This window comes from Pedobacter sp. JCM 36344 (assembly GCF_046546555.1).
Taxonomy (GTDB): Bacteria; Bacteroidota; Bacteroidia; order Sphingobacteriales; family Sphingobacteriaceae; genus Pedobacter.
Map to the genome: position 1 here is coordinate 41835 of NZ_JBKHKK010000008.1, position 21627 is coordinate 63461.

Sequence of the window (21627 nt, forward strand, 5' to 3'; positions counted from 1 at the left end):
AGTTTATTGATGAAGTTTGGACTTTTATTATTGTGTTGTTTTTTTTCTGCTAGTTTGTTTGCGCAAACCAGAGGTAGGATAACCATTGAGAAAGACCCGCTAATTGATAGTTTAATTGCAAAGAGAATTCAATTGAGTATTACACCCTCCAGCGCCCCAAGCGCTGGGGGGGTAATTACTAAGCCCGGAATTATTGTAGCTCAAATGGGATACCGGGTCCAGGTTTTTTATGGTTCAGACCGGAGACAGGTATTTAGTCAGCAAGCAAAGTTTAATGGACTCTATCCTTCTCACAACACATACATTACCTTTAAGCAGCCCAATTATTATTTAAGGGTTGGTGATTTTAGAACCAGGCTTGACGCTCAAAAGTTTATGAATGAACTTCGTGGAACCTTCCCTACGCTTTTCATTTTCAGAGAGAAGATAAATGCTCCTAGTTTAGATTACAACAATGATAGATAAAGAAAAGATTCAGGCACTTTCAGGTGAAATTTTTGAGAAAGTAGTTGGATTTCGTCAGCACATTCACGCGAATCCAGAACTTTCGTATAAAGAGTTTGAAACGTCGGCCTATATTAAAAGTCATTTGACAGAATGGGGTATACCATTTTCAGATATGGCCAATACTGGAGTGGTGGGATTAATTAAGGGGGACTTAGTTTCTGATAAAGTTATCGCATTACGCGCCGATATGGATGCCCTGCCTATATTAGAGGCAAACGAAAAACCTTATGCTTCCAAAAATACAGGTGTCATGCATGCTTGTGGACATGATGTACATAGCTCTTCGCTATTAGGTACTGCTTTCATACTAAATAGTTTAAAAGCTGAGTTTGGCGGAACTGTCAAATTGATCTTTCAACCTGCAGAGGAAGTACTGCCTGGAGGGGCAAGTATCATGATCAGAGAGGGTGTGTTAGATAATCCTAAACCACAGTCAATAATTGGTCAGCATGTAATGCCATTGATCGAAAGCGGTAAAGTAGGTTTCCGTTCCGGAATTTATATGGCCTCAACGGATGAGCTGTACGTTACTGTACATGGAAAGGGTGGTCACGGCGCACAGCCACACCAAAATATTGACCCAGTACTGATTGCCTCCCATATTATCATTGCGCTGCAGCAGATTGTTAGTCGCAATGCTGATCCGAGGTTACCATCTGTACTTTCTTTTGGTAAAGTTCAGGCTAACGGGGCTACCAATATTATTCCAAATGAGGTGAAGATGGAAGGAACTTTCAGGACATTGAATGAGGATTGGAGAAAGGAAGCGAAACGTCTGATGAAGAAGATGGCGGAAGGTATTGCAGAGAGTATGGGTGGAAGTTGTGATTTTAGAATCATGAATGGTTATCCGTTCCTGATCAATGAACCACAATTGACCGCAAATACCCGTGCTCATGCAGAAGACTATTTAGGGAAAGATAACGTTGTAGACTTAGATATATGGATGGCTGCGGAAGATTTTGCTTATTATTCTCAGGTTACCGATGCCTGTTTTTATAGGTTGGGTACAGGTAATGAAGAAAAAGATACCATGTATTCTGTACATACACCAAAGTTTGATATTGACGAAGATGCATTAAAGGTTTCGACAGGATTGATGGCATATGTCGCATTAAAACAATTGGGAAATTGAGAAAGCTTCTTCTTTCAGGACTGATGATTATTTTCACTCTTCCCGGTTTCGGGCAGGCTATAGACCGTTTCAACCCCGATACGATCAAGACCATTGAACTTGACTCGACTGTAAAGATAACCGCCAGGAAATTTGGGATAGAAACCTTTATAAATGCCATCATAACCGACGAGAGTTTTTATCAGTCTTTCAGAAATATGAAGAAGTATACCTTCATAGCTGAGAATCGAATTTATACTTACGATAAAAGTAATAAGGTAGAAGGAAAGATCTATAGAAAGATCAGACATAATAACGATGGGCCTTACAAGATGGAATACCTTGCAAAGGAAGATGTCGGTAAGTTGTTTAAGAAAAACGGTAAGTATCAGTTGTATACAGTTGAAATGTTTGATTACATTTTCATGAATCCATACAACTCGGATTTAGTGACCGATGAGCCAATGACTACTAGTGCGAAAGGAAAAGGAACCAACGAAAGCTATAAAGACAAATTGAAGACTTTGATTTTTAGCCCAGGAAGACCAATCAAAGGACTACCGTTCATAGGGGATAAAACACAGATTTTTACCGCAAACATGCGTCAGTATTACGATTACTCGTATGACAGTGGTACCTACCTGGATTCAATCCCTGTCTACAGATTCAAGGTTGCCGTAAAAAAAGACATTAGTAACAGTACCCGAAATGGTCTGATGATCAAGACCCTGACCACCATCTTCGACAAACGAAACTTTGCCATCTTAGGTAGGTACGTAGATATGAAGTACAGCAATATAGTATTCGATTTTGATGTGCAGATGAACATTGAGATGAGCTACTTCGGAGGAGAGAAATTGCCTACAAAAATTACGTATCAAGGTAATTGGGACTACCCTTTTAAAAAGGAAGAACGCGCCAGCTTTTTGATCGTTCACAAGGATTATCGGCTTGGAAAAGGCAAGTAATTTTCTAACTTCGTACTGCGCTGCGAATCGGCAGGCCTAACTAAAATTAAAACCTTATTAAATGAAAACGTTATTTAGATCAATGGCATTTCTATCTGCATTTATGATGGTAGTGCTTTTTACTGCAATGAATTTTAAACCTAAAAAGATCATCTTTTTTGGTGATTCTATCACTCAAGCCGGTGTTCAGCCTGGTGGCTATGTGGACCTTATTAAAAAAGCGCTTGACCCAACCAAATACGAAATTATCGGAGCTGGTATAGGTGGTAATAAAGTATATGATCTGTTCTTTAGGATGGAAGATGATGTGTTGACAAAGAAGCCTGATCTGGTAGTGATCTATATCGGAGTTAACGACGTTTGGCATAAAGCGTTAAGCAAGACGGGTACTGATTTCGATAAGTTTTCTAAATTTTATCAAGGTTTAATCACGAAGATCCAGAGCAATGGCGCTAAAGTAGTTTTGTGTACCCCTGCTGTTATCGGAGAAAGGAAAAATAACGAGAACGAAATGGATGCTGACCTCGATAAATACTCAGGAGCAATCCGCGAGCTTGCTACCAAGAATAATTTGCGCATATGTGATTTGAGAACAATCTTCAAAGAATATGATGCTGCGAATAATCCTGACAACAAAGAAAATGGGATATTAACTTCCGATGGTGTGCATTTAAACACATTGGGAAACCAAACATTAGCCGATAAGTTGTTGCCGTTAATAAAATAAATTTACTACTGCCCCTACAATATGATTAATCAGGATACCATAAACAAGATCATGGACACTGCCCGAATAGAGGAAGTTGTTGGTGATTTTGTGGCCTTAAAGAAGCGTGGTACAAGCCTGATTGGTAATTGTCCATTTCATAATGAGAAGACCCCGTCTTTCCACGTTTCTGTAACAAAGGGTATCTATAAGTGTTTCGGCTGTGGCAAAGGAGGCGACTCGGTCCATTTTGTTATGGATCATGAGAAATATTCCTACCCAGAAGCTTTAAAATTCCTTGCGAACAAATACAATATCGAAGTTGAGGAGACTGTGCAGTCGCCTCAGAATATCGAACTGCAGAATGCGAGGGAAAGCTTATATATTGTTTCTGAATTCGCAGCTAACTATTTCGCAAATGAACTTTTTACGGGAGAAGAAGGCCGTGCCATAGGTTTTAGTTACTTTAAAGAGCGTGGTTTCAGAGAAGATATTGTCAAGAAGTTTCAGTTGGGCTATTCGCCTGATGTATGGGATGCATTGATTCAAAATGCAGTCGCAGCAGGCCATAAAGAAGAGTACCTTGATAAGACTGGACTAGCGATAAGAAACGATAAAGGAAAGGTCTATGATCGTTTTAGAGGTCGGGTTATGTTTCCTATTCACAACTTCACTGGACGAGTAATTGGATTCGGTGGGAGGACTCTAAAAACGGATAAGAACGTTCCCAAATATGTCAACTCTCCTGAGAGTGATATCTATCATAAATCGAGCGTATTGTATGGCCTCTTTCATGCAAAAAAGTCGATTAGAGATACTAACAACTGTTATCTTGTTGAAGGCTATGCCGATGTACTCGCTGTCCATCAGGCGGGAATTGAGAATGTAGTTGCCTCTTCTGGAACTTCGCTGACAGTTGAGCAGATTAGAATGATTGGTCGCTTTACGGAGAATGTAACCATTCTTTATGATGGAGATGCAGCAGGGATTAAGGCTTCATTAAGAGGTTTGGACATGATTCTTGAAGAAGGCCTGAACGTGAAGGTAGTTTCGTTTCCAGACGGACATGATCCTGATTCTTACATGCACCATATGGGTGCTGCTGCCTTCAAGAATTATATTGAGAATTCACGTAAGGACTTCATTCTTTATAAAGCTGATATACTATTAAAGGAAGCCGGCAACGACCCCATCAAAAGGGCTGGGATTATCAAGGATATCGTGGAAAGTATTTCAAAGATTCCAGACGATATTAAAGCTTCCATATTTATCAGGGAGTGTAGCGGTTTATTGCAGATTGAGGAGCGGATCTTACTATCTGAACTCAATAAGATGAGGGCTGCCAAATTTAAGAAAGCCAGTAATGCCTCGCAATCTTACAACCAGCCTTTAGACGGTCCGCCAGATAAGCTCTTTGAAAATCCAGATCCCTCTATAGTTGTTGTTGCAAACGAAGAATCTGTAGATGATGATTCTATCCAGGAGCAGGAAATTGTGAGGTTACTTCTAGCTTTTGGCCATGAGCTTGTCAACTGGGATAAAATCGACAATATGTATATAGGTTCATTTATCATGCAAAATTTATCTGATGTAACCTTTCAAGACGCCTTATGCAAACAAGTGATAGATACGTACCGCGAGGAAATTGAGAATGGACACTTGCCCGTTGCAAATCAATTTATCAAAAGTGAAAAAAGAGAGATTGCTGATCTCGCCATTACGTTATCTACCTCCCCATATATGTTGAGCGACAATTGGTACAATAAGCATAAGATTTATGTGAGGGATGAAACCGTGAATCTTAAGGCGACTATACTCGGTGGCATATACCATCTAAAAAAGCGTAAGGTAGACAAAATGTTGCTTCAGCTATTGCAGGAGATCAAAACAGAAGAAGATCCTGTAAATCAAGAGATATTAATGCAACGTTATTCATTCATTAAAGGCGTTGAGAAAGAGATTTCCAAATTCCTGGGATCTGTAATACTGAAATAGTGGCAAGTCACAATGACCTTGGAAAAAGGGGGGAAGAACTAGCTAAAGAATATCTTGAGAATAAAGGGTATCAGATTTTAAAGATGAACTGGCGTCATAAACGAGCAGAGATAGATTTGATTGCAAAGCAGAAAGATACTTTAGTTTTTATTGAAGTTAAAACTAGAAGTTCTACCAATTTCGGTCAGCCTGAAGAGTTTGTGGATTGGAAGAAGGAAAAGCAGTTTGAGTTTGCTTCCCTTTTTTTTATTGAACAGAGTAATCATGAGGGCGAAATTCGTTTTGATATTATAGCAATCACTTTTGAGAATAAGAACAATTATATTGTAAATCATATTGAAGATGCATTCTGGCCAAGTTAAAAGTAACTATTACCTAGTCTTCTTTCTTTGTATCCTGTCAAGTTCATTAATCAGCTCTTGTAAAAACGAGCCTAGTGTTGCAAGCAGCGTAAGTTTTAAGTTTCCAGAACAGGGCCAAACGGTTGCTATTGGTAAGTCAATCGCAATTCAGCTGGATGTCCCCCAGAATATGAATCTCAAATCTGCCACCTATCTTATTGATGGCAAGAAAGTTGCAGTCAAAAATACTGCAGATTCAATTTTAATTCCGACAACGAATTTTTCTGTCGGTTATAAAATCATTACGGCTATAGTTGTTAACGGGTCTGCAAAGGATACCATTACCGTAAATATTGTTATGTTGCCCGGGAGCAAGCCTGAACTTTACAGTTATAAAGTAAAAAGCGTCTTTCCCCATGATACCTCTTCGTATACACAGGGACTGGAATACCATGATGGTCGGATTTTAGAAAGCACTGGGCTGGATGGTAGCTCTACGTTGCGCTGGGTAGGCCTGGAAACGGGTAAAACATTACAGAAAGCAGACCTGGATAAAAAGTATTTTGGAGAGGGATCAACCTTGGTAGGTGATAAAATTGTAATGCTTACCTGGCAAAATGGTATAGGGCTTGTTTTTGATGCAAAAACTCTTGTACAAAAATCAAGTTTTCCATATCAAGCGAGTCGCGAGGGCTGGGGGCTATGTTTTAACGGTAAAGAACTCATAAAATCTGATGGCAGTAACAGACTCTATTTCCTAAATAAGGATACTTACGAAGAAGAGCGTTCAATAGAAGTCTATGACAATGATGGCCCGGTGAATTCGTTGAATGAACTAGAATATATCGAAGGAAAGATCTATGCAAATGTCTATACCAAGAACTATATTGTAGTTATCGATCCAAATTCTGGTATAGTAGAGAAAAAGATTGATTTGAGCAGACTGCTTGAGAAAGGATACAACAGAAAATCGACCGATACTAATATTGATGTTTTAAATGGCATTGCCTGGGATAGGAAGAATAACCGGCTATTTGTGACTGGCAAAAAGTGGCCTAAATTATTTGAAATTACGTTAGTTCCCCAATAGGAAGAACTAACGTTGAAGAAAAATCTTAGTTTGAAGCTAACTTGGCAGGGTCGCTAATAAAACCACTGTAGCTAATTGTTTGTCTGTTGTTACTGATCACACTTAAAGAAGCGTAACCTTTTTCACTGATATGCAAAGTCATTGATTGGACATCTGCTTTTGTGTTAGCGGGTTTAATGGTAACAACGTAATTTCCTTTTTTCTTTTTGTCTGCTTTGTAGCTAAACTCTTTTGTATTGAATTTTATGCCGGCCTCATTTGAGGTTTTTGGTGCATTGTATGACCTACCATAGTATGGAAGATAGGCTTCAACATTATCATTGGATACATTAAGTTGATAAACATCACTCCGTAGTGGAACTGAGGCTCCCGCCATTGCACCAGGTATTCTGCTAAAAATAGCACTTATCTCTACCGAATTCATTGGTTGGGCACTTGTTGCATTAAAAATGAAATTCTTACCCTCTACCAATCTGATCGTGGTGGCTTTATCAGTTTGAGCTGATACTTGAACTGCCGTGAAAAGCCCGGCAATTAATAACATGTTTTTTAGCGTTTTCATAATACGTGGTTGTTTATGTGAATATACGTAATTTTTTTGACTTCTAATAAGAGAACAAATTAGAAGTCAAAAGGTTACGTTGCTAAGAAAGAAATTTCAGAGGACCAATATTATCTCCAGGCTTTGTATTGGTTGATGAGCCCATTGGTAGAACCGTCATGGCTGCTCACCTCTTTATTGCCCTCCAGCTCTGGTAAAATACTTTTTGCCAATTGCTTTCCAAGCTCCACCCCCCATTGATCAAAGCTAAATATATTCCAGATCACACCTTGTACAAAGATCTTGTGCTCATAGATTGCGATCAAGTTTCCTAAGCTAAATGGCGTTATTTTTTTAATTATGATTGAGTTTGTCGGCCTATTACCCTCAAAGACCTTAAACGGCGCTAGTTTCTCAATCTCTTCAGTAGATTTACCATCTTTTTCCAATTCTTTTACTACTTGCTCTCTGGTTTTACCATTCATTAAAGCCTCTGTTTGTGCAAAAAAGTTAGATAACAGTATAGGGTGGTGTTCTCCTATCGGATTCAAGCTTTGTGCCGGTGCGATGAAATCGCATGGGATTAAGCGTGTGCCCTGGTGAATAAGTTGGTAAAACGCGTGCTGGCCGTTAGTTCCGGGTTCGCCCCAAATAATTGGACCCGTTTCATAGGTTACATCCTTACCATCCCTGTCTACATGTTTACCATTGCTTTCCATATCCCCTTGTTGAAAGTAGGCTGCAAAACGGTGCATATACTGATCGTATGGAAGTATAGCCTGGGTTTCTGCATCGAAGAAGTTTATGTACCACACGCCAATCAAACCAAGAATTACCGGGATGTTGATCTCAAATTCTGCATTCTCGAAATGTTGATCTGCAGCATGTGCACCAGCAAGCAGTTGTTTGAAATTGTCAAAACCAATACTTAAGGCTATCGGCAATCCTATGGCGCTCCATAAAGAGTATCTTCCTCCAACCCAATCCCAGAATTCAAACATATTCTCCGTATCAATACCGAAGGCTGCAACGTCCTTTGCATTCGTCGACAAGGCAGCGAAGTGTTTCGCAATATCTTCTTCTTTAGCGCCTTTATCTAAAAACCAAGTACGTGCAGTATTCGCATTTGTCATGGTCTCCTGTGTAGTGAAAGTTTTCGATGCGACTAAAAACAAAGTAGTTTCTGGATCTACCAGCTTTAATGTTTCTGCGATGTGCGTTCCATCAATGTTAGATACAAAGTGTAGGTTCAGGTGATTCTTATATGCCTTCAGCGCTTCAGTTACCATTACCGGACCAAGATCTGAGCCCCCAATACCAATGTTGACAACATCAGTGATTGCTTTCCCGGTGTAACCTTTCCAGTTTCCAGAAATGATCTGCTCAGAGAATTTGTTCATTTTATCAAGTACTGTATGAACATCTTTAACAACGTTCTTGCCATCCACGAGAATTTCTGAATTTGCCGGTGCTCTAAGTGCTACATGCAGCACCTGCCTGCCCTCAGTCTCATTTATTTTTTCTCCGCTGAACATTGATTTAATTGCCTCATCAAGCTTACACTCTCTCGCAAGCTGAATTAAAAGTGCAATGGTAGTATCGTCAATTCTATTTTTTGAATAGTCAACAAGTATATCCTCAAACAAGAGTGAGAATTTTTCAAATCTTGCATTGTCTTCCTGGAAAAGTTGCTTTAAGTTTTTTTCGTTAATGCTGATGAAATGGTCAGCAAGATATTTGTAGGCTTCTGTTTCTGTGAAATTTATAGTTGGGAACATATGGTCTTGTGTTTTTTGTAAATGTAATTGTTTATTTTATTTGCTAAAATTGAATTATGATATTATCTCAGGCAAAATCATCGGTCTATAATACTATATTTAAAAGAAAATGGCCGATCCATGAAAAAACTTTACTTTATACTGTTTGTGCTCAGTTCATTTAACGCCTTAGGACAAAAGAATGTTTTAAGAACAGCGATCTCAAGTAAGGCTTTGAGCATTGAGCAAAAGGTAATTGCATGGCGAAGGGATTTGCATGAACATCCTGAATTAGGAAATAATGAAACAAGAACTGCAGGCATCATCGCGAAGCACCTTCAGTCATTAGGTATTGAAGTGAAAACAGGTGTCGCCAAGACAGGAGTCGTAGGGATATTGAAGGGCGGAAAGCCTGGTCCGGTTGTCGCACTAAGAGCTGATATGGATGGCCTGCCAGTTACAGAAAGGGTGGACTTACCTTTTGCCTCGAAAGTTAAAGCAACTTATAATGGTCAGGAAGTTGGGGTAATGCATGCTTGTGGGCATGATACACACGTAGCCATTTTGATGGGAGTAGCTGAAGTGTTGGCTTCCATGAAAAAAGACATTCCGGGTACTGTCAAGTTTATTTTTCAGCCCGCAGAAGAAGGCGCGCCTGTTGGGGAGGAAGGTGGTGCCGAGTTGATGGTAAAGGAAGGAGTGTTACAGAATCCCCAAGTTGATGCAGTGTTCGGATTGCATATTAATTCGCAAACTCCGGTGGGCGATATAACTTATCGTCCCGGGGGAACAATGGCAGCAGTTAACGACATGAAAATTATTGTTACTGGCAGACAAGCGCATGGTGCTTATCCATGGAGTAGTATTGATCCAATTGTCATCTCCTCTCAAATTGTAAATAACCTGCAGACAATCGTTAGCAGGAATCTGAATGTTACTGAAAATCCTGGGGTGGTTACCATCGGGTCTATTAACGGAGGGATAAGGTCTAACATCATACCCGAGAAGGTAGAAATGTTGGGAACCATCCGGAACTTTAGCAAAGAAGACGAGGCGATGTTTATCGAACGCGTTAAGACCATTGCAACCAAAACTGCCGAAGCTGGCGGAGGTAAAGCAGAGGTTATCATTCCTTACAGCGCACATTATCCGGTAACGTTCAATGATGTATCGCTTACAGAAAAGATGTTGCCGAGTTTACAGGCGAGTGCTGGGAGGGAGCATGTAAAACTAAAGCCACCTGTTACAGGAGCTGAAGACTTCTCTTTTTATCAGGAGAAGGTTCCCGGCTTATTCATCTTCCTAGGAGGGATGCCCAAAAATGGGGATCCTGTTAAGGCACCTTCACACCATACGCCAGATTTCTTTATTGACGAGAGTGGCTTTACGCTTGGTGTAAACGCCCTTTGTAATCTGGCTATCGATTTTATGGTAATGAAGAAGTAACACATGCCATTTCTTTCTATCGGATATAATTAACAATTTTAGGTAAGTTTGCGATTATGACAAAAGAACAAATTCAGGATTTAAGGGACAGAATAACGTCGCTGAGGAGGCATCTTTGACGTCGAAACGCGTTTAGAAGATATATATGTTGAGCAGCAAATGACACTGCAGCCCAACTTTTGGGACGATCCCAAGAAAGCAGAACAACACATCGCGCAGATCAATTCTAAGAAAGTGTGGACTGATGCCTGGCAGGAAGCCAATGGGTTACTGGAAGATACACAAGTGCTATTTGACTTTTTCCAGGGAGGTGATGCCTCCACGGAAGAGATGCAAGAGCAGTTTGACCTTTGTAAGGAAGCTGTAGAGACTCTGGAGCTTAAAAACATGCTTAAAAACAAAGAGGATCAATTGCCCGCTGTAATGCAGATTACCGCTGGGGCGGGCGGTACAGAAAGTTGCGATTGGGCTTATATGCTCATGCGGATGTACATGATGTGGGGTGAAAAGAACGGTTACAAAATTACAGAGCAAGATTCCCAGGAAGGGGAAGTTGCCGGTGTTAAGTCAGTAACGATCCAGTTTGTAGGCGCATTCGCTTACGGGTATTTGAAGGGAGAGAACGGCGTACACCGTTTGGTGAGGATATCACCATTTGACTCTAACGCCCGCAGGCATACCTCTTTTGCATCAGTATACGTTTACCCGCTTGTTGACGATACCATCGAAATAGAAGTTAAAGATTCGGAGATTGAATTTGAGACTTTCCGTTCAGGTGGTGCAGGTGGTCAAAATGTGAATAAGGTGGAGACCGCAGTTCGTTTATATCACAAGCCGTCAGGTATTGTGATTAAAAACCAGGAATCCCGTTCACAATTGCAGAATAAGGAAAATGCAATTCGATTACTGAAATCCCAATTGTATGAGGCCGAAATGCGTAAGCGTATGGAAGCATCTGCACTGGTGGAGGGAAATAAGAAGAAGATTGAATGGGGGTCACAAATCAGAAGTTACGTGCTGGATGATAGAAGGGTAAAAGACCACCGAACTAACTTCCAAACATCTAACCCACAAGCTGTTCTTGATGGTGATATCAATGATTTTTTAAAAGCATACTTAATGGAATTCTAAATATGAAACACTACATCGCATTGTTTATGGTAATTTGTTTGTTCAACACGGTTAAAGGACAAGAAGTTATAAAACTTTATAAAGGCATTATCCCTGGCTCTAAGCCAGCGCCGTCTGATTATAAAGAAGAATCGCCGCTAGGTGAAGATAAGATTACCCGAACATCGAAAGTAAGCGAACCTACCATGATTGTCTACCAACCTGAGAAGGGTAAAGCTACTGGAGCCGCTGTAATTATTTGCCCGGGTGGTGGCTATGGAATTCTAGCTATTGATCACGAGGGTTTTAATATCGCAAAGCGTTTCAATGAATACGGAGTTACAGCTTTTGTGTTAAAATATAGATTGCCAAGTGATGCCATAATGGTCGACAAATCTTTTGGGCCTTTGATGGATGCAGAACAAGCGATGTATCTGGTAAGAAAGGATGCTGCAAAATGGGGCGTTGATCCTAAGAAGATTGGTATCATGGGCTTTTCCGCAGGTGGGCACCTTGCTTCTACGCTAACTGTGCATTACAACGATGTTAAAATAGAGAATAAGGAGAAGATTAGTCTTCGTCCTGATTTCTCTATTTTGGCCTATCCCGTGATTACTTTCGGTAAATATACCCATGGAGGCTCAATGGCTAACCTAATAGGCCCTAACCCTACAGATGCACAGAAAGAATATTTCTCTAATGAAAAACATGTTACAGCAGATACGCCTCCTACATTTTTAGTGCATGCAAATGATGATGGTGCAGTTCCTGTTCAGAACAGTATGGATTTCAATGCGGCATTAGTAGAACACAAGGTTAAAGGGGAGATGCACATTTACCAGGCTGGTGGACATGGTTTTGGATTGAATAACAAGACCACAACAGACGATTGGTTTGAACGACTTCATAATTGGATGAAATCTAACAAATTTTTATAGGTCGGGGTTTACCAGAATTTCCTGAAGCTGTTTCAGTTCATCTACCTTTTCTTTAGCTCCTGCATTTTCATACGCGGAAATCAGGTTTCTAATTACACGTCTTATGATTTCTACGTTGCTGCAGGGCGCATAAAATCCTGGCTGGGAGTCAAGATTAAGCTGACGAAGGAACTGGTCTACATCATGCTTTCCAAAGATTGCACCCTTATTAAATGCGTTGATATAAAATAGCACACCAAATTCATGCTCTTCTCGTTTGCTCTCATCGATGTATCCAAGAATGAAATGCTGTGGTAAGTTAACGCCATATACAGGGATGTCAAGCTTTTGTGCCAGCGTAGAATAGATGATAGCCAGGGAAATTTGATTTCCTTTTTTGCTTTCCATCACTTGGCTGATAAATGAGTTTTGCGGGTCCAAATGATTCTTAGTATTCCCTCCAAAGCCATATACATTGTAGAAGATGTGATTAATGAGTTTTATTTTCTCAATAGAACTCATCTCATATTGCAAACCCAGCCAAATTTCACGTTTGATCTCCTCCATTTGCAGGATAATCTTTTCTTCATTTAGATCGGGGTATTGGTAACGGTTGATCACTAAAGCCCCCTGAAGCAAATCAAAAGCTCCACTTTGGTACCAAAGGTTCAAATCTTCTTTTACGCTATTGAATTGAATCTTATGAACAATGTTTTCAATTCTTTGTTGTAGCAATGCATCTAACGAATGTTCCCATGTGTTTTCTAAAAAGTCAACAACCTCATTACCGTATTCTAATAGCTTCTCTTCCACATGCTGGAAAACTTCCTGATCAGGATCATCAAGAAGTTTCACTAGCGCATTTATTTCTTTAACGTTTTCCATTAAACATCCAATTATGAATCCCTATTTTTGCGATTATGGTTTTTAGTTTCATTAGCGATTACATTAAGCATCGCCTCAGTTCAAAAAGTAGGCATGGAACTCACTCTCCGTTCGTTTATAAGTTGACTGATGAGGTAATTTACGATTTTAAGTCTAAAGATGACTATAAAAGCATTGAGGCTCAACGAAAAAAACTTTTGAATGACGATTCCATAGTCAAAGTCACCGACTTAGGGGCGGGATCGCATCTAAATAAAAATAATAAGAAGAAGGTTCGTCAGATTGCTAAGAATGCCTTAAAGAGTCCGTTGCTTGCTCAATTGATTTATCGACTAGCGAAAAATAATGATCCTAAGCGCATTATTGAATTAGGGACATGCTTAGGGATTACAACCGCATATTTATCCAAGGCATGTCCTGATGCAGATATAATCACTATTGAAGGTTGTCCGGAGACCGCAAAGGTAGCCTACAACAACTTCCGACAGTTAGATTTGGAAAATGTAGAATTGCAGGTTGGAAATTTTGATTTGCTACTGCCTGAAATTATTGCGGAACAACCTCAACTTGATTTCGTCTATGTAGACGGTAACCACCGTAAAGATGCAACTCTTAACTATTTTAACTGGTGCTTACCCAAGGTTCATGAGGGCTCGTTGTTGATTTTTGATGATATCTATTGGAGTGAGGGGATGAAGGAGGCCTGGGAGGAGATTAAAGCCAACCCCCAGGTTACTGTTACGGTTGATTTGTTTTGGATAGGCCTGGTATTTTTTAGAAAAGGCCAGGTCAAAGAGCACTTTAAAATAAAATACTAGTCTTAAATTGGTTGTTCCATCACCTTATTCTTGGACCTAAGCATTAAATACAAAACAGGGCAATGATAGTTATGCACGTTGGATAAATAGGCAATCAAATGCTATAGAGTATCAAAACTATAATAGAGGCTGGAAATGCAAACAATTCAACTTAACTTTAAAGACATAATCAAGGGATTTGTAGGTAGCAGATTGCTATAGAGATCATAATGTGCTCTTATATAATAAGGATATAATAGGGACATAACAGGGAGGTAACAGGGAGGTAACAGGGATATTGCCCCTGTCAACTCCTTTTTAACTTCGGCTTAACTTTCTATTAAGTTCTGTTTACCTAATAACCGAATATAACCCAATCTCGGGTTTAAGTAAAATCTAAGATAGCGTAGTCATATGATATTGAGATGAACCATTGTGGTGAAAGTATAGATGAATGTATTTGACACACCACTCTATTCAGTTCGATTTTGCCAGTAATAAGTTTAAGCATTTTGGAATCAAATAATGCTTTTAAAACGCCTCAGCCAGGCTGATGTAAAAGCCAGTCTGGCGTTTTTCATTTGGACGTTTCTCGCCAATGCCATAGTCTACCCGAACACTCAAGCCTTTCTCAGGGTCAAAGAAATACCTTCCCCCACCGCCGTAGGAGGGTTTGAATCCCTTTATTGCAAAATCTTTATTGTCGAACACTTGTCCGCCGCCTGCAAATGCCACCAAACCGAAACGGCTGTTGTAGCGGTAGCGCAGTTCTGTTTGTGCCGCTAATAGATTTTTTCCCCTATATCTTCCAGTGTAATAGCCACGCATAATCTCATCATTTCCGAGTTGTGGCAATAAATAAAATGGCGTGTTTTCACCTTGAATAGTATGGAAAAGACCGTTTACGCCCAGCACGAATTTACGCGAGAGTGGCCAGAAGTTTCTAAGGTTCAATTTAATTAGGCTCCCCGTAAAGTTCTCTCCTCCGTATAGGTCTGGCGCGTACTGATAGGTTAGCCGGCCCATGAACCCTTTGGTAGTATAATTATTTGAATTTCGTGTATCGTAGCTTTGTGACACGCCAGTATATAGCACAGAACCACCAATCTTATGAATGAGAGACTGATCGGTACTAAATAACCCACCTATAACCTTGTCTTCAAAGTGATAATTTTCAAAATCTAATGAAATTCCTGTATACGAATGGCGCATCAGCATCTTTTCGGCTTCCAGAACGATTTCGACAAATCCCTGTACCAGTCGGTCTTTATTAGCTTCCAGCGTTTGATTACCGATGCCATAAAAATCGAAGGGCATCTTTTTAAAACGGGTTTCGGCGACGTAGTGGTATTTGTTTCTTTTGGTCCAGATATCACTTTTAATGGTCAAATTGTATTGACCTTTTGTTGAAATGGAGACTATGCTTGAAAAGTTGGAACTTCTGTTTGTTAAATCATCTTTATCTAGGTAGGTAGAAAACAGCGCTCCTAATCCAAACTCAATCCCGACCTCCTGAGTATATCTGATTACCGGTAATGGCATAAAACTGGCTTTTCTGGAGGAATCAGTTTTGTTGGAAAAGTAGCGTTCAATCAATTTCTTTTGCCCAAATGCGTTTGCAACGATAATGATAAGCAATGTGAAAAGTGAAATTTTCTTCATTGGCCTAAAATACTGGAAAGTTTTAATAACTACAGCCTCATTACAACTTTGAAGCCAACATTAGCAATTAGAGACTTAATTAGAAATATGCTATTTTTGCGCCAACAAAATTGAAAACGATGAGTACAACCAGAGGACCTATATCTCAATTCATGGAGCGTAATTACCTCCACTTTAATGCTGCGGCCATGATGGACGCCGCAAAAGGATACGAAACTCACCTAGACGAAGGTGGCAAAATGATGATTACACTTGCTGGTGCCATGAGCACTGCAGAGTTGGGTATATCTTTAGCAGAGATGATCCGTCAGGATAAGGTAGCAATTATTTCCTGCACAGGAGCAAATCTTGAAGAGGACATCATGAACCTTGTTGCGCATTCACATTATAAGAGAGTTCCAAACTACAGAGATTTAAGTCCGCAGGACGAGTGGGATCTTTTAGAAAATCATTATAACCGGGTTACAGATACCTGCATCCCTGAAGAAGAAGCTTTTAGGAGATTACAAAAACACATACATAAGATTTGGAAAGATGCTGATACAGCTGGAGAGCGCTATTTTCCTCATGAATTTATGTACAAGATGCTTTTAAGTGGTGACCTGGAACAATATTATGAGATTGATCCAAAAAATTCATGGATGCTTGCTGCAGCAGAAAAGAACTTGCCAATAGTTGTTCCAGGATGGGAAGATTCTACAATGGGAAACATATTTGCTTCTTATGTGATGAAATCTGAGCTAAAAGCGACAACAATGAAAAGTGGAATTGAGTATATGGGTTGGTTAGCCAACTGGTATATTGCTAACAGTGAAGGTAAGGGCATTGGGTTTTTTCAAATCGGCGGCGGTATAGCTGGAGACTTCCCAATTTGTGTTGTTCCTATGCTGTATCAGGATATGGAGATGCAGAATATCCCGTTTTGGAGTTATTTCTGCCAGATCTCCGATTCCACAACTTCTTACGGATCTTATTCAGGAGCAGTACCAAATGAGAAGATTACCTGGGGAAAGCTTGACATTCATACCCCTAAATTTATCGTTGAATCTGATGCTACAATCGTAGCGCCTTTGATGTTTGCATGGATATTAAAAATGTAAATTAAAATAACAAATGCATCTTAAACAGATGCTTAAAATTTGAATCCGCAAATTTGTAAAAATTGCGGATTTTCGTCCTTTAAAGGCTATTTAAGCATCTGTTTAGATTGATTATAAATTGTATTTCCCGTCATTTCTTTGTCATTGGTAAGGTATTATATTCTACTTTTGTTGACGTTTTGGTGGAGAACTCAGGTTCCATCCTTAATCGTGTTAAATAAGTTTTTAAAAAATAGCATAAAATACTCATTATGAGGAATATCTCATTGATCGTTAAAAGAGTTTTGAAGTCTGCATTTGTTTTTGCAGTTCTTTCTGTTTTGACTATTTCTGCAACACGTGCGCAAGATGTAGTTGAGGGCCGAAAGTTATTTAAAGAGAATTGTAGTTCTTGTCACCAGTTGGGAAGTAATAGTATTGGACCCGCGCTAACACCTATGTTAAAGGAGTTGGACGAAGCTTTTGCAATCAAATGGATCAGAAACTGGAAAGCTTTAGTTGATGCTGGTGATAAACAAGCAATTGAGGCATCTAAGTATTCTCCAGCCGAAATGCCTTTGTTCCCGCGCTTAACTGATGTGCAAATCAAAAATATCATCGCTTATGCAAAAGCAGGTGAGCCTAAGAAAGCTGCTGAAGCCGGTGCTGCTACAGAAACTACCCCTGAGGGTGCTTCTACCTTCTCTATAGCAGGTATCGTAGGCATAATATTGCTGTCAATCTTTGTATTGGTAATACTTGGCCGTGCAGTAAAGATGTTAGAGCGTTTGATCCTTCAAAAACAGGGTGTTGTAATTGTAGATGATGTAAAGGTACCATTTGGTGCAGGTTTTAAGGTTTTATTTAAGAATAAGAAATTCGTAGGATTCGTTGTTCTTCTTTTAGTCATCAGCCTAGGGTCATTTGGATGGATGGGAATGTGGAATACTGGTGTTCATACTGGTTACCAACCTTCACAACCAATTAAGTTCTCGCACGAATTACACGCTGGAACAAACCAGATTGATTGTCAATATTGTCACCAGGGTGCGTTTAAATCTAAAAACTCTACTATTCCTTCGATGAACGTTTGTATGAACTGTCATAAGGCTGTTCAGGCTACAGAGAAATATGATGGTCAGATCTCACCAGAGATTCAAAAGATCTACGCGGCTTTAGGTTACAATCCTGAGACTCAGACTTACGATAAATCTAAAGAGAAACCAGTGGAGTGGGTGCGTGTTCACAACCTTCCTGATTTTGCGTATTTCAATCACTCCCAACACGTTGTTGTTGGTGAGGCAGCTATCAGAAAAGAGAAAGGCTTAAAGCCTAATGAGCCGGTGTGCTTTGCCTGTCACGGTCCGGTTAATACCATGGAGGAGATTTATCAGTATTCACCATTAACGATGAAATGGTGTATCAACTGTCATAGAAATGCCGAGTTGGATGTTAAAGGAAATGCATTTTATGATAAAATCATTGAAGCGCATGACAAGATCAAAAAGGGCGAGAAAATTACCCCAGCTGCTTTGGGCGGATTGGAATGTGGTAAATGTCACTATTAATAGAGTTTAGTAAAAAGAACGTTCGATAAACAGTAATAGAGCTTAAATGGAAAGCAATAAGAAATACTGGAAAGGCCTAGAAGAGTATAAAAATACTCCCGATTTTGTTGAGATTAACAAAAACGAATTCGCTGAGCCACTTCCAATAGAAGATGTTTTAAATGAAGCAGGGTTAAGTACAGTTACTCCGCGCCGCGACTTTTTAAAAGCTTTGGGCTTTGGGTTAGGTGCAGTAACGTTGGCAGCTTGCCAGACGGCTCCTGTTCATAAATCTATCCCTTACCTAATTAGACCTGAAGAAGTAGTGCCGGGTATTCCTAACTACTACGTGTCAAGTTTTAATGGTCAGAGTATCATCGTTAAAACACGAGAAGGCAGACCAATTAAAATTGAGCCGAATCTTAACGCAGGCCCATTCAATCGCGGTACTGATGCGTTAACACAGGCCTCCGTACTTGATCTTTACGATGTGTCTAAATTAAGAGATCCGATACTAAGTAAAAATGAAAAAGCAAGCTGGGCAGAGATTGATGCATTTGTTAAGTCTGAACTAACTAAATCGCAATCTTCAGGCAAGAAGATCAGAATCGTTTCTTCTTCTATCAGCAGCCCTTCTACACTAGCTGTTGTTGCCGACTTTATCGCGGCATATCCTGCTACGCAATTGGTACAATATGATGCGGTATCTTACACTGGTATTATTAAAGCGAATGAAAATAGCTTTGGGAAAGCGGTAGTCCCTAAATATAATTTCGATAAGGCTGATTTAGTAGTAAGTTTCGCTGCCGATTTCTTGGGAACATGGATTAGTGGAGAAGAGTTTACATCACAGTACGTTTCAAACAGAGATCACAAATCGCTGCAAAACGGAAAAATGTCCCGTCACTTCCAGTTTGAAGCAGGAATGAGCTTAACAGGTACAAACGCAGATACGCGCGTGCCGGTAAAACTTTCTGAAGAAGGACCAGCGTTAATCACCTTATATAATGCAATCACTGGAGCTAACCTCGCTGGAGGCGCACTGCCAAACAATGTTACTGCCGACAAAGCATTAAAATTAGTAGCTAAAGAATTAATACAAAATAAAGGTAAATCACTCGTTATATGTGGTTCGAACGATGTATCCACTCAGATTCTGGTAAATGCGATCAATTCAGCTATTGGTAGCTACGGTAATACGATTGACCTTGACAATCCTTACAAACGTTATACAGGAAACGATGCACAGTTCTCTGAACTGATCAATGAGATGAACCGCGGCGAAGTTGCTGCTGTGTTTTTTCTAGACAGCAATCCTGGATACGATGTTGCAAATACCAAGAGTTTTACAGATGGCTTAGCAAAAGTTAATTTGAAAGTTTCCTTCTCCGACAGGAAAGATGAGACTTCCACTTTGTGTAACGTCATCGCGATTAATCATAACTATCTAGAGTCATGGGGTGATGCAAGTGCTTACGAGGGTTCATACTCTATTATACAGCCAACCATCAATCCAGTGTTCAACTCTCGTCAGGCTGAAGAGAGTTTGTTGATTTGGTCTAACGGCCCAGTCAAAGAATACTACCAGTATGTGCGTAACAACTGGGAAGCTACTGTACTGCCTGCTTTAGGTAAAGTATGGAAAGATGTCTTGCAAACTGGTGTTTTTATTACGGCACCGAAGCCTGCCGGAACATATACATTTAGTTTATCATTAGCTGCTGTGATCCCTTCGATAGTGGCAAACAGCAAAGCTTTGGCTAAGGACATTGAGCTCCAGGTCTACGAAAGTGTTTCAATGCGTGATGGTAAACATGCAAACAACGCATTTATGCAGGAGTTGCCTGATCCGGTTTCCAAAGTTACCTGGGATAACTACATCGCTATTGCGCCTAAGTTCGCTGAGAAATTGGGATACAAGGAATTTGACATCGTATCTATTAAAGATGATAAAGGTTATACCATTGAATTGCCGGTGCTTATACAGCCAGGACAAGCTCAGGGTACTGCTTCTGTAGCTTTAGGATATGGGCGCACCATGGTTGGTAAAGCGGGGAATAACGTTGGCAAAAACGCTTTCCCTTTTGTGAGTTTTACTAATGGTACCTATAAATACGCTACCACTGTTAAATTAGAAGGTACTGGTAAAAGAGAAGAATTGGCGCAAACACAAACGCACCATTCTTTTGAAGGAAGAAACATCATCCGTGAAGCTACTTTCACAGAATACAAGAAAAATCCTACTGCTGGTTCAGGTAATGAGCATGGAAAACATAAATCTTATGATTTGTGGGATAAATATGAGAAACCAGGTAACAACTGGGTAATGGCAATCGATTTGAATGCTTGTACAGGTTGTGGTTCTTGTATTGTTGCTTGTAATGTTGAAAATAACATTCCTGTTGTAGGGAAGGATGAGGTTCGCAGACGCAGAGAAATGCATTGGATACGTATTGACAGGTATTATAGTTTCAATGTTGACGGTGCTGAAAAGCATGCAGAAGAAGGACACGGTGAGCATAGCAATGGCATCAACGCGGTTACTAAGGAGAATGATATTGCTCATTTAGAAAATCTAGATAACGTATCTGTAGTACACCAGCCGATGCTTTGTCAGCATTGTGATCACGCCCCATGTGAAACAGTTTGTCCGGTATTAGCTACCGTTCACTCCTCAGATGGCTTGAACCACATGGCTTATAACCGTTGTGTAGGAACACGCTATTGTGCCAATAACTGTCCGTACAAAGTACGTCGCTTCAACTGGTTCAATTACTGGAATGATTCACGTTTCGACAATTATTTGAACAATGAATTCACTCAGCTGGTATTGAACCCTGATGTAACTACTCGTTCAAGAGGTGTTATGGAGAAATGTTCCATGTGTATCCAACGTATTCAAGCTGGTAAATTGAAAGCTAAAATTGAAAAGCGTCCATTGAAGGATGGTGATATCAAGATGGCTTGTCAGCAGGCTTGTTCTGCGAATGCGATTATCTTTGGTGATGGAAATGATCCTAACTCTGAAGTGTCTAAAGCATTGCGTAGTGAGCGGATTTACTACGTGTTGGAAGAAATCAACGTACAACCAGGTATTGGTTATATGACAAAAATTAGGAATACAGATACAACAGTACAAGCGTAAGCTGATATTAAAGAAATATA

Annotated in this window: 18 protein-coding genes; 14 read left to right on the forward strand and 4 right to left on the reverse strand. The window is 39.9% G+C overall.

The window, feature by feature from the left end; translation table 11 throughout:
- Window positions 1-9: 9 nt before the first annotated feature.
- The 7 genes from ACHFIZ_RS09305 (at window position 10) to ACHFIZ_RS09335 (ending at window position 6721) form a co-directional block, all read left to right on the forward strand.
- On the forward strand, window positions 10-465 hold the full coding sequence (locus tag ACHFIZ_RS09305; protein WP_410885100.1) for an SPOR domain-containing protein: 456 nt from the start codon (window positions 10-12) through the stop codon (window positions 463-465).
- A complete protein-coding gene (locus tag ACHFIZ_RS09310; RefSeq protein ID WP_410885102.1) occupies window positions 455-1642 on the forward strand; it encodes a M20 metallopeptidase family protein in 1188 nt (395 codons plus the stop codon). The genes ACHFIZ_RS09305 and ACHFIZ_RS09310 overlap by 11 nt, the downstream gene beginning before the upstream one ends.
- Entirely contained in the window at window positions 1639-2589 is a 951-nt protein-coding gene (locus ACHFIZ_RS09315) for a hypothetical protein (RefSeq protein WP_410885104.1), read from the forward strand. Before ACHFIZ_RS09310 ends, ACHFIZ_RS09315 begins: the two co-directional genes overlap by 4 nt.
- Before the next feature lie 61 nt (window positions 2590-2650).
- Window positions 2651-3316 carry an SGNH/GDSL hydrolase family protein gene (locus ACHFIZ_RS09320; protein ID WP_410885106.1) on the forward strand — a complete coding sequence of 222 codons (666 nt, stop codon included), beginning with the start codon at window positions 2651-2653 and terminating at the stop codon, window positions 3314-3316.
- Window positions 3317-3337: 21 nt separating this feature from the next.
- The gene (dnaG, locus tag ACHFIZ_RS09325) at window positions 3338-5290 is read left to right on the forward strand and encodes a DNA primase (protein ID WP_410885108.1); all 1953 of its coding nucleotides are present in this window, start codon (window positions 3338-3340) and stop codon (window positions 5288-5290) included.
- Window positions 5290-5652, forward strand: a complete 363-nt coding sequence (locus ACHFIZ_RS09330) for a YraN family protein (RefSeq protein ID WP_410885110.1) — start codon at window positions 5290-5292, stop codon at window positions 5650-5652. The genes dnaG and ACHFIZ_RS09330 overlap by 1 nt, the downstream gene beginning before the upstream one ends.
- The gene (locus ACHFIZ_RS09335; RefSeq protein WP_410885112.1) at window positions 5633-6721 is read left to right on the forward strand and encodes a glutaminyl-peptide cyclotransferase; all 1089 of its coding nucleotides are present in this window, start codon (window positions 5633-5635) and stop codon (window positions 6719-6721) included. The genes ACHFIZ_RS09330 and ACHFIZ_RS09335 overlap by 20 nt, the downstream gene beginning before the upstream one ends.
- 25 nt (window positions 6722-6746) lie before the next feature.
- Here the strand turns inward: ACHFIZ_RS09335 and ACHFIZ_RS09340 are convergent, their stop codons facing one another.
- Together ACHFIZ_RS09340 and pgi are read right to left on the reverse strand one after the other, a co-directional pair.
- Window positions 6747-7283 carry a DUF4251 domain-containing protein gene (locus ACHFIZ_RS09340; RefSeq protein WP_410885114.1) on the reverse strand — a complete coding sequence of 179 codons (537 nt, stop codon included), beginning with the start codon at window positions 7281-7283 and terminating at the stop codon, window positions 6747-6749.
- 110 nt (window positions 7284-7393) lie between these two features.
- Window positions 7394-9040, reverse strand: coding sequence for a glucose-6-phosphate isomerase (pgi, locus tag ACHFIZ_RS09345; RefSeq protein WP_410885116.1), 1647 nt, complete (start codon window positions 9038-9040; stop codon window positions 7394-7396).
- A 120-nt stretch (window positions 9041-9160) separates the two neighbouring features.
- Between pgi and ACHFIZ_RS09350 the strand changes: the two genes are divergently transcribed.
- The 3 genes from ACHFIZ_RS09350 (at window position 9161) to ACHFIZ_RS09360 (ending at window position 12513) form a co-directional block, all read left to right on the forward strand.
- Window positions 9161-10465: an amidohydrolase gene (locus ACHFIZ_RS09350; protein WP_410885118.1), complete on the forward strand. Its 1305-nt coding sequence runs from the start codon at window positions 9161-9163 to the stop codon at window positions 10463-10465.
- 56 nt (window positions 10466-10521) lie between these two features.
- A protein-coding gene (gene prfB / locus ACHFIZ_RS09355) for a peptide chain release factor 2 (protein WP_410885120.1) occupies window positions 10522-11596 on the forward strand; the annotation gives its coding sequence in 2 pieces (ribosomal slippage) (window positions 10522-10581 and window positions 10583-11596; 1074 coding nt in all).
- A 2-nt stretch (window positions 11597-11598) separates the two neighbouring features.
- Window positions 11599-12513, forward strand: a complete 915-nt coding sequence (locus tag ACHFIZ_RS09360; protein WP_410885122.1) for an alpha/beta hydrolase — start codon at window positions 11599-11601, stop codon at window positions 12511-12513.
- Here the strand turns inward: ACHFIZ_RS09360 and ACHFIZ_RS09365 are convergent.
- On the reverse strand, window positions 12508-13377 hold the full coding sequence (locus ACHFIZ_RS09365; protein WP_410885124.1) for a transglutaminase-like domain-containing protein: 870 nt from the start codon (window positions 13375-13377) through the stop codon (window positions 12508-12510). The genes ACHFIZ_RS09360 and ACHFIZ_RS09365 overlap by 6 nt on opposite strands.
- Before the next feature lie 35 nt (window positions 13378-13412).
- Here ACHFIZ_RS09365 and ACHFIZ_RS09370 point away from each other — a divergent pair, with 35 nt between their 5' ends.
- On the forward strand, window positions 13413-14195 hold the full coding sequence (locus tag ACHFIZ_RS09370) for an O-methyltransferase (RefSeq protein WP_410885126.1): 783 nt from the start codon (window positions 13413-13415) through the stop codon (window positions 14193-14195).
- Window positions 14196-14705: 510 nt separating this feature from the next.
- On the opposite strand, the gene ACHFIZ_RS09375 is transcribed toward ACHFIZ_RS09370, so the two are convergent.
- Complete coding sequence (locus tag ACHFIZ_RS09375) at window positions 14706-15836, reverse strand: polymerase (RefSeq protein ID WP_410885128.1); 1131 nt, start codon at window positions 15834-15836, stop codon at window positions 14706-14708.
- A gap of 119 nt (window positions 15837-15955) precedes the next feature.
- Between ACHFIZ_RS09375 and ACHFIZ_RS09380 the strand changes: the two genes are divergently transcribed.
- From ACHFIZ_RS09380 to ACHFIZ_RS09390, 3 genes are all read left to right on the forward strand, one after another.
- Window positions 15956-16936, forward strand: a complete 981-nt coding sequence (locus ACHFIZ_RS09380) for a deoxyhypusine synthase family protein (RefSeq protein ID WP_410885130.1) — start codon at window positions 15956-15958, stop codon at window positions 16934-16936.
- 251 nt (window positions 16937-17187) lie between these two features.
- A complete protein-coding gene (locus tag ACHFIZ_RS09385) occupies window positions 17188-18483 on the forward strand; it encodes a c-type cytochrome (RefSeq protein WP_410885132.1) in 1296 nt (431 codons plus the stop codon).
- A 46-nt stretch (window positions 18484-18529) separates the two neighbouring features.
- Window positions 18530-21607: a TAT-variant-translocated molybdopterin oxidoreductase gene (locus tag ACHFIZ_RS09390; protein ID WP_410885134.1), complete on the forward strand. Its 3078-nt coding sequence runs from the start codon at window positions 18530-18532 to the stop codon at window positions 21605-21607.
- The last annotated feature ends 20 nt before the right edge of the window (window positions 21608-21627 follow it).

Coding starts and splice junctions, on each gene's coding strand:
- pgi (WP_410885116.1), bottom strand. CDS start 9,040: ATGTTCCCAACTATAAATTTCACAGAAACAGAAGCCTACAAATATCTT.
- ACHFIZ_RS09390 (WP_410885134.1), top strand. CDS start 18,530: ATGGAAAGCAATAAGAAATACTGGAAAGGCCTAGAAGAGTATAAAAAT.
- ACHFIZ_RS09320 (WP_410885106.1), top strand. CDS start 2,651: ATGAAAACGTTATTTAGATCAATGGCATTTCTATCTGCATTTATGATG.
- ACHFIZ_RS09350 (WP_410885118.1), top strand. CDS start 9,161: ATGAAAAAACTTTACTTTATACTGTTTGTGCTCAGTTCATTTAACGCC.
- ACHFIZ_RS09335 (WP_410885112.1), top strand. CDS start 5,633: ATGCATTCTGGCCAAGTTAAAAGTAACTATTACCTAGTCTTCTTTCTT.
- dnaG (WP_410885108.1), top strand. CDS start 3,338: ATGATTAATCAGGATACCATAAACAAGATCATGGACACTGCCCGAATA.
- ACHFIZ_RS09340 (WP_410885114.1), bottom strand. CDS start 7,283: ATGAAAACGCTAAAAAACATGTTATTAATTGCCGGGCTTTTCACGGCA.
- ACHFIZ_RS09305 (WP_410885100.1), top strand. CDS start 10: ATGAAGTTTGGACTTTTATTATTGTGTTGTTTTTTTTCTGCTAGTTTG.
- ACHFIZ_RS09370 (WP_410885126.1), top strand. CDS start 13,413: ATGGTTTTTAGTTTCATTAGCGATTACATTAAGCATCGCCTCAGTTCA.
- ACHFIZ_RS09310 (WP_410885102.1), top strand. CDS start 455: ATGATAGATAAAGAAAAGATTCAGGCACTTTCAGGTGAAATTTTTGAG.
- ACHFIZ_RS09385 (WP_410885132.1), top strand. CDS start 17,188: ATGAGGAATATCTCATTGATCGTTAAAAGAGTTTTGAAGTCTGCATTT.
- ACHFIZ_RS09360 (WP_410885122.1), top strand. CDS start 11,599: ATGAAACACTACATCGCATTGTTTATGGTAATTTGTTTGTTCAACACG.
- ACHFIZ_RS09365 (WP_410885124.1), bottom strand. CDS start 13,377: ATGGAAAACGTTAAAGAAATAAATGCGCTAGTGAAACTTCTTGATGAT.
- ACHFIZ_RS09380 (WP_410885130.1), top strand. CDS start 15,956: ATGAGTACAACCAGAGGACCTATATCTCAATTCATGGAGCGTAATTAC.
- ACHFIZ_RS09375 (WP_410885128.1), bottom strand. CDS start 15,836: ATGAAGAAAATTTCACTTTTCACATTGCTTATCATTATCGTTGCAAAC.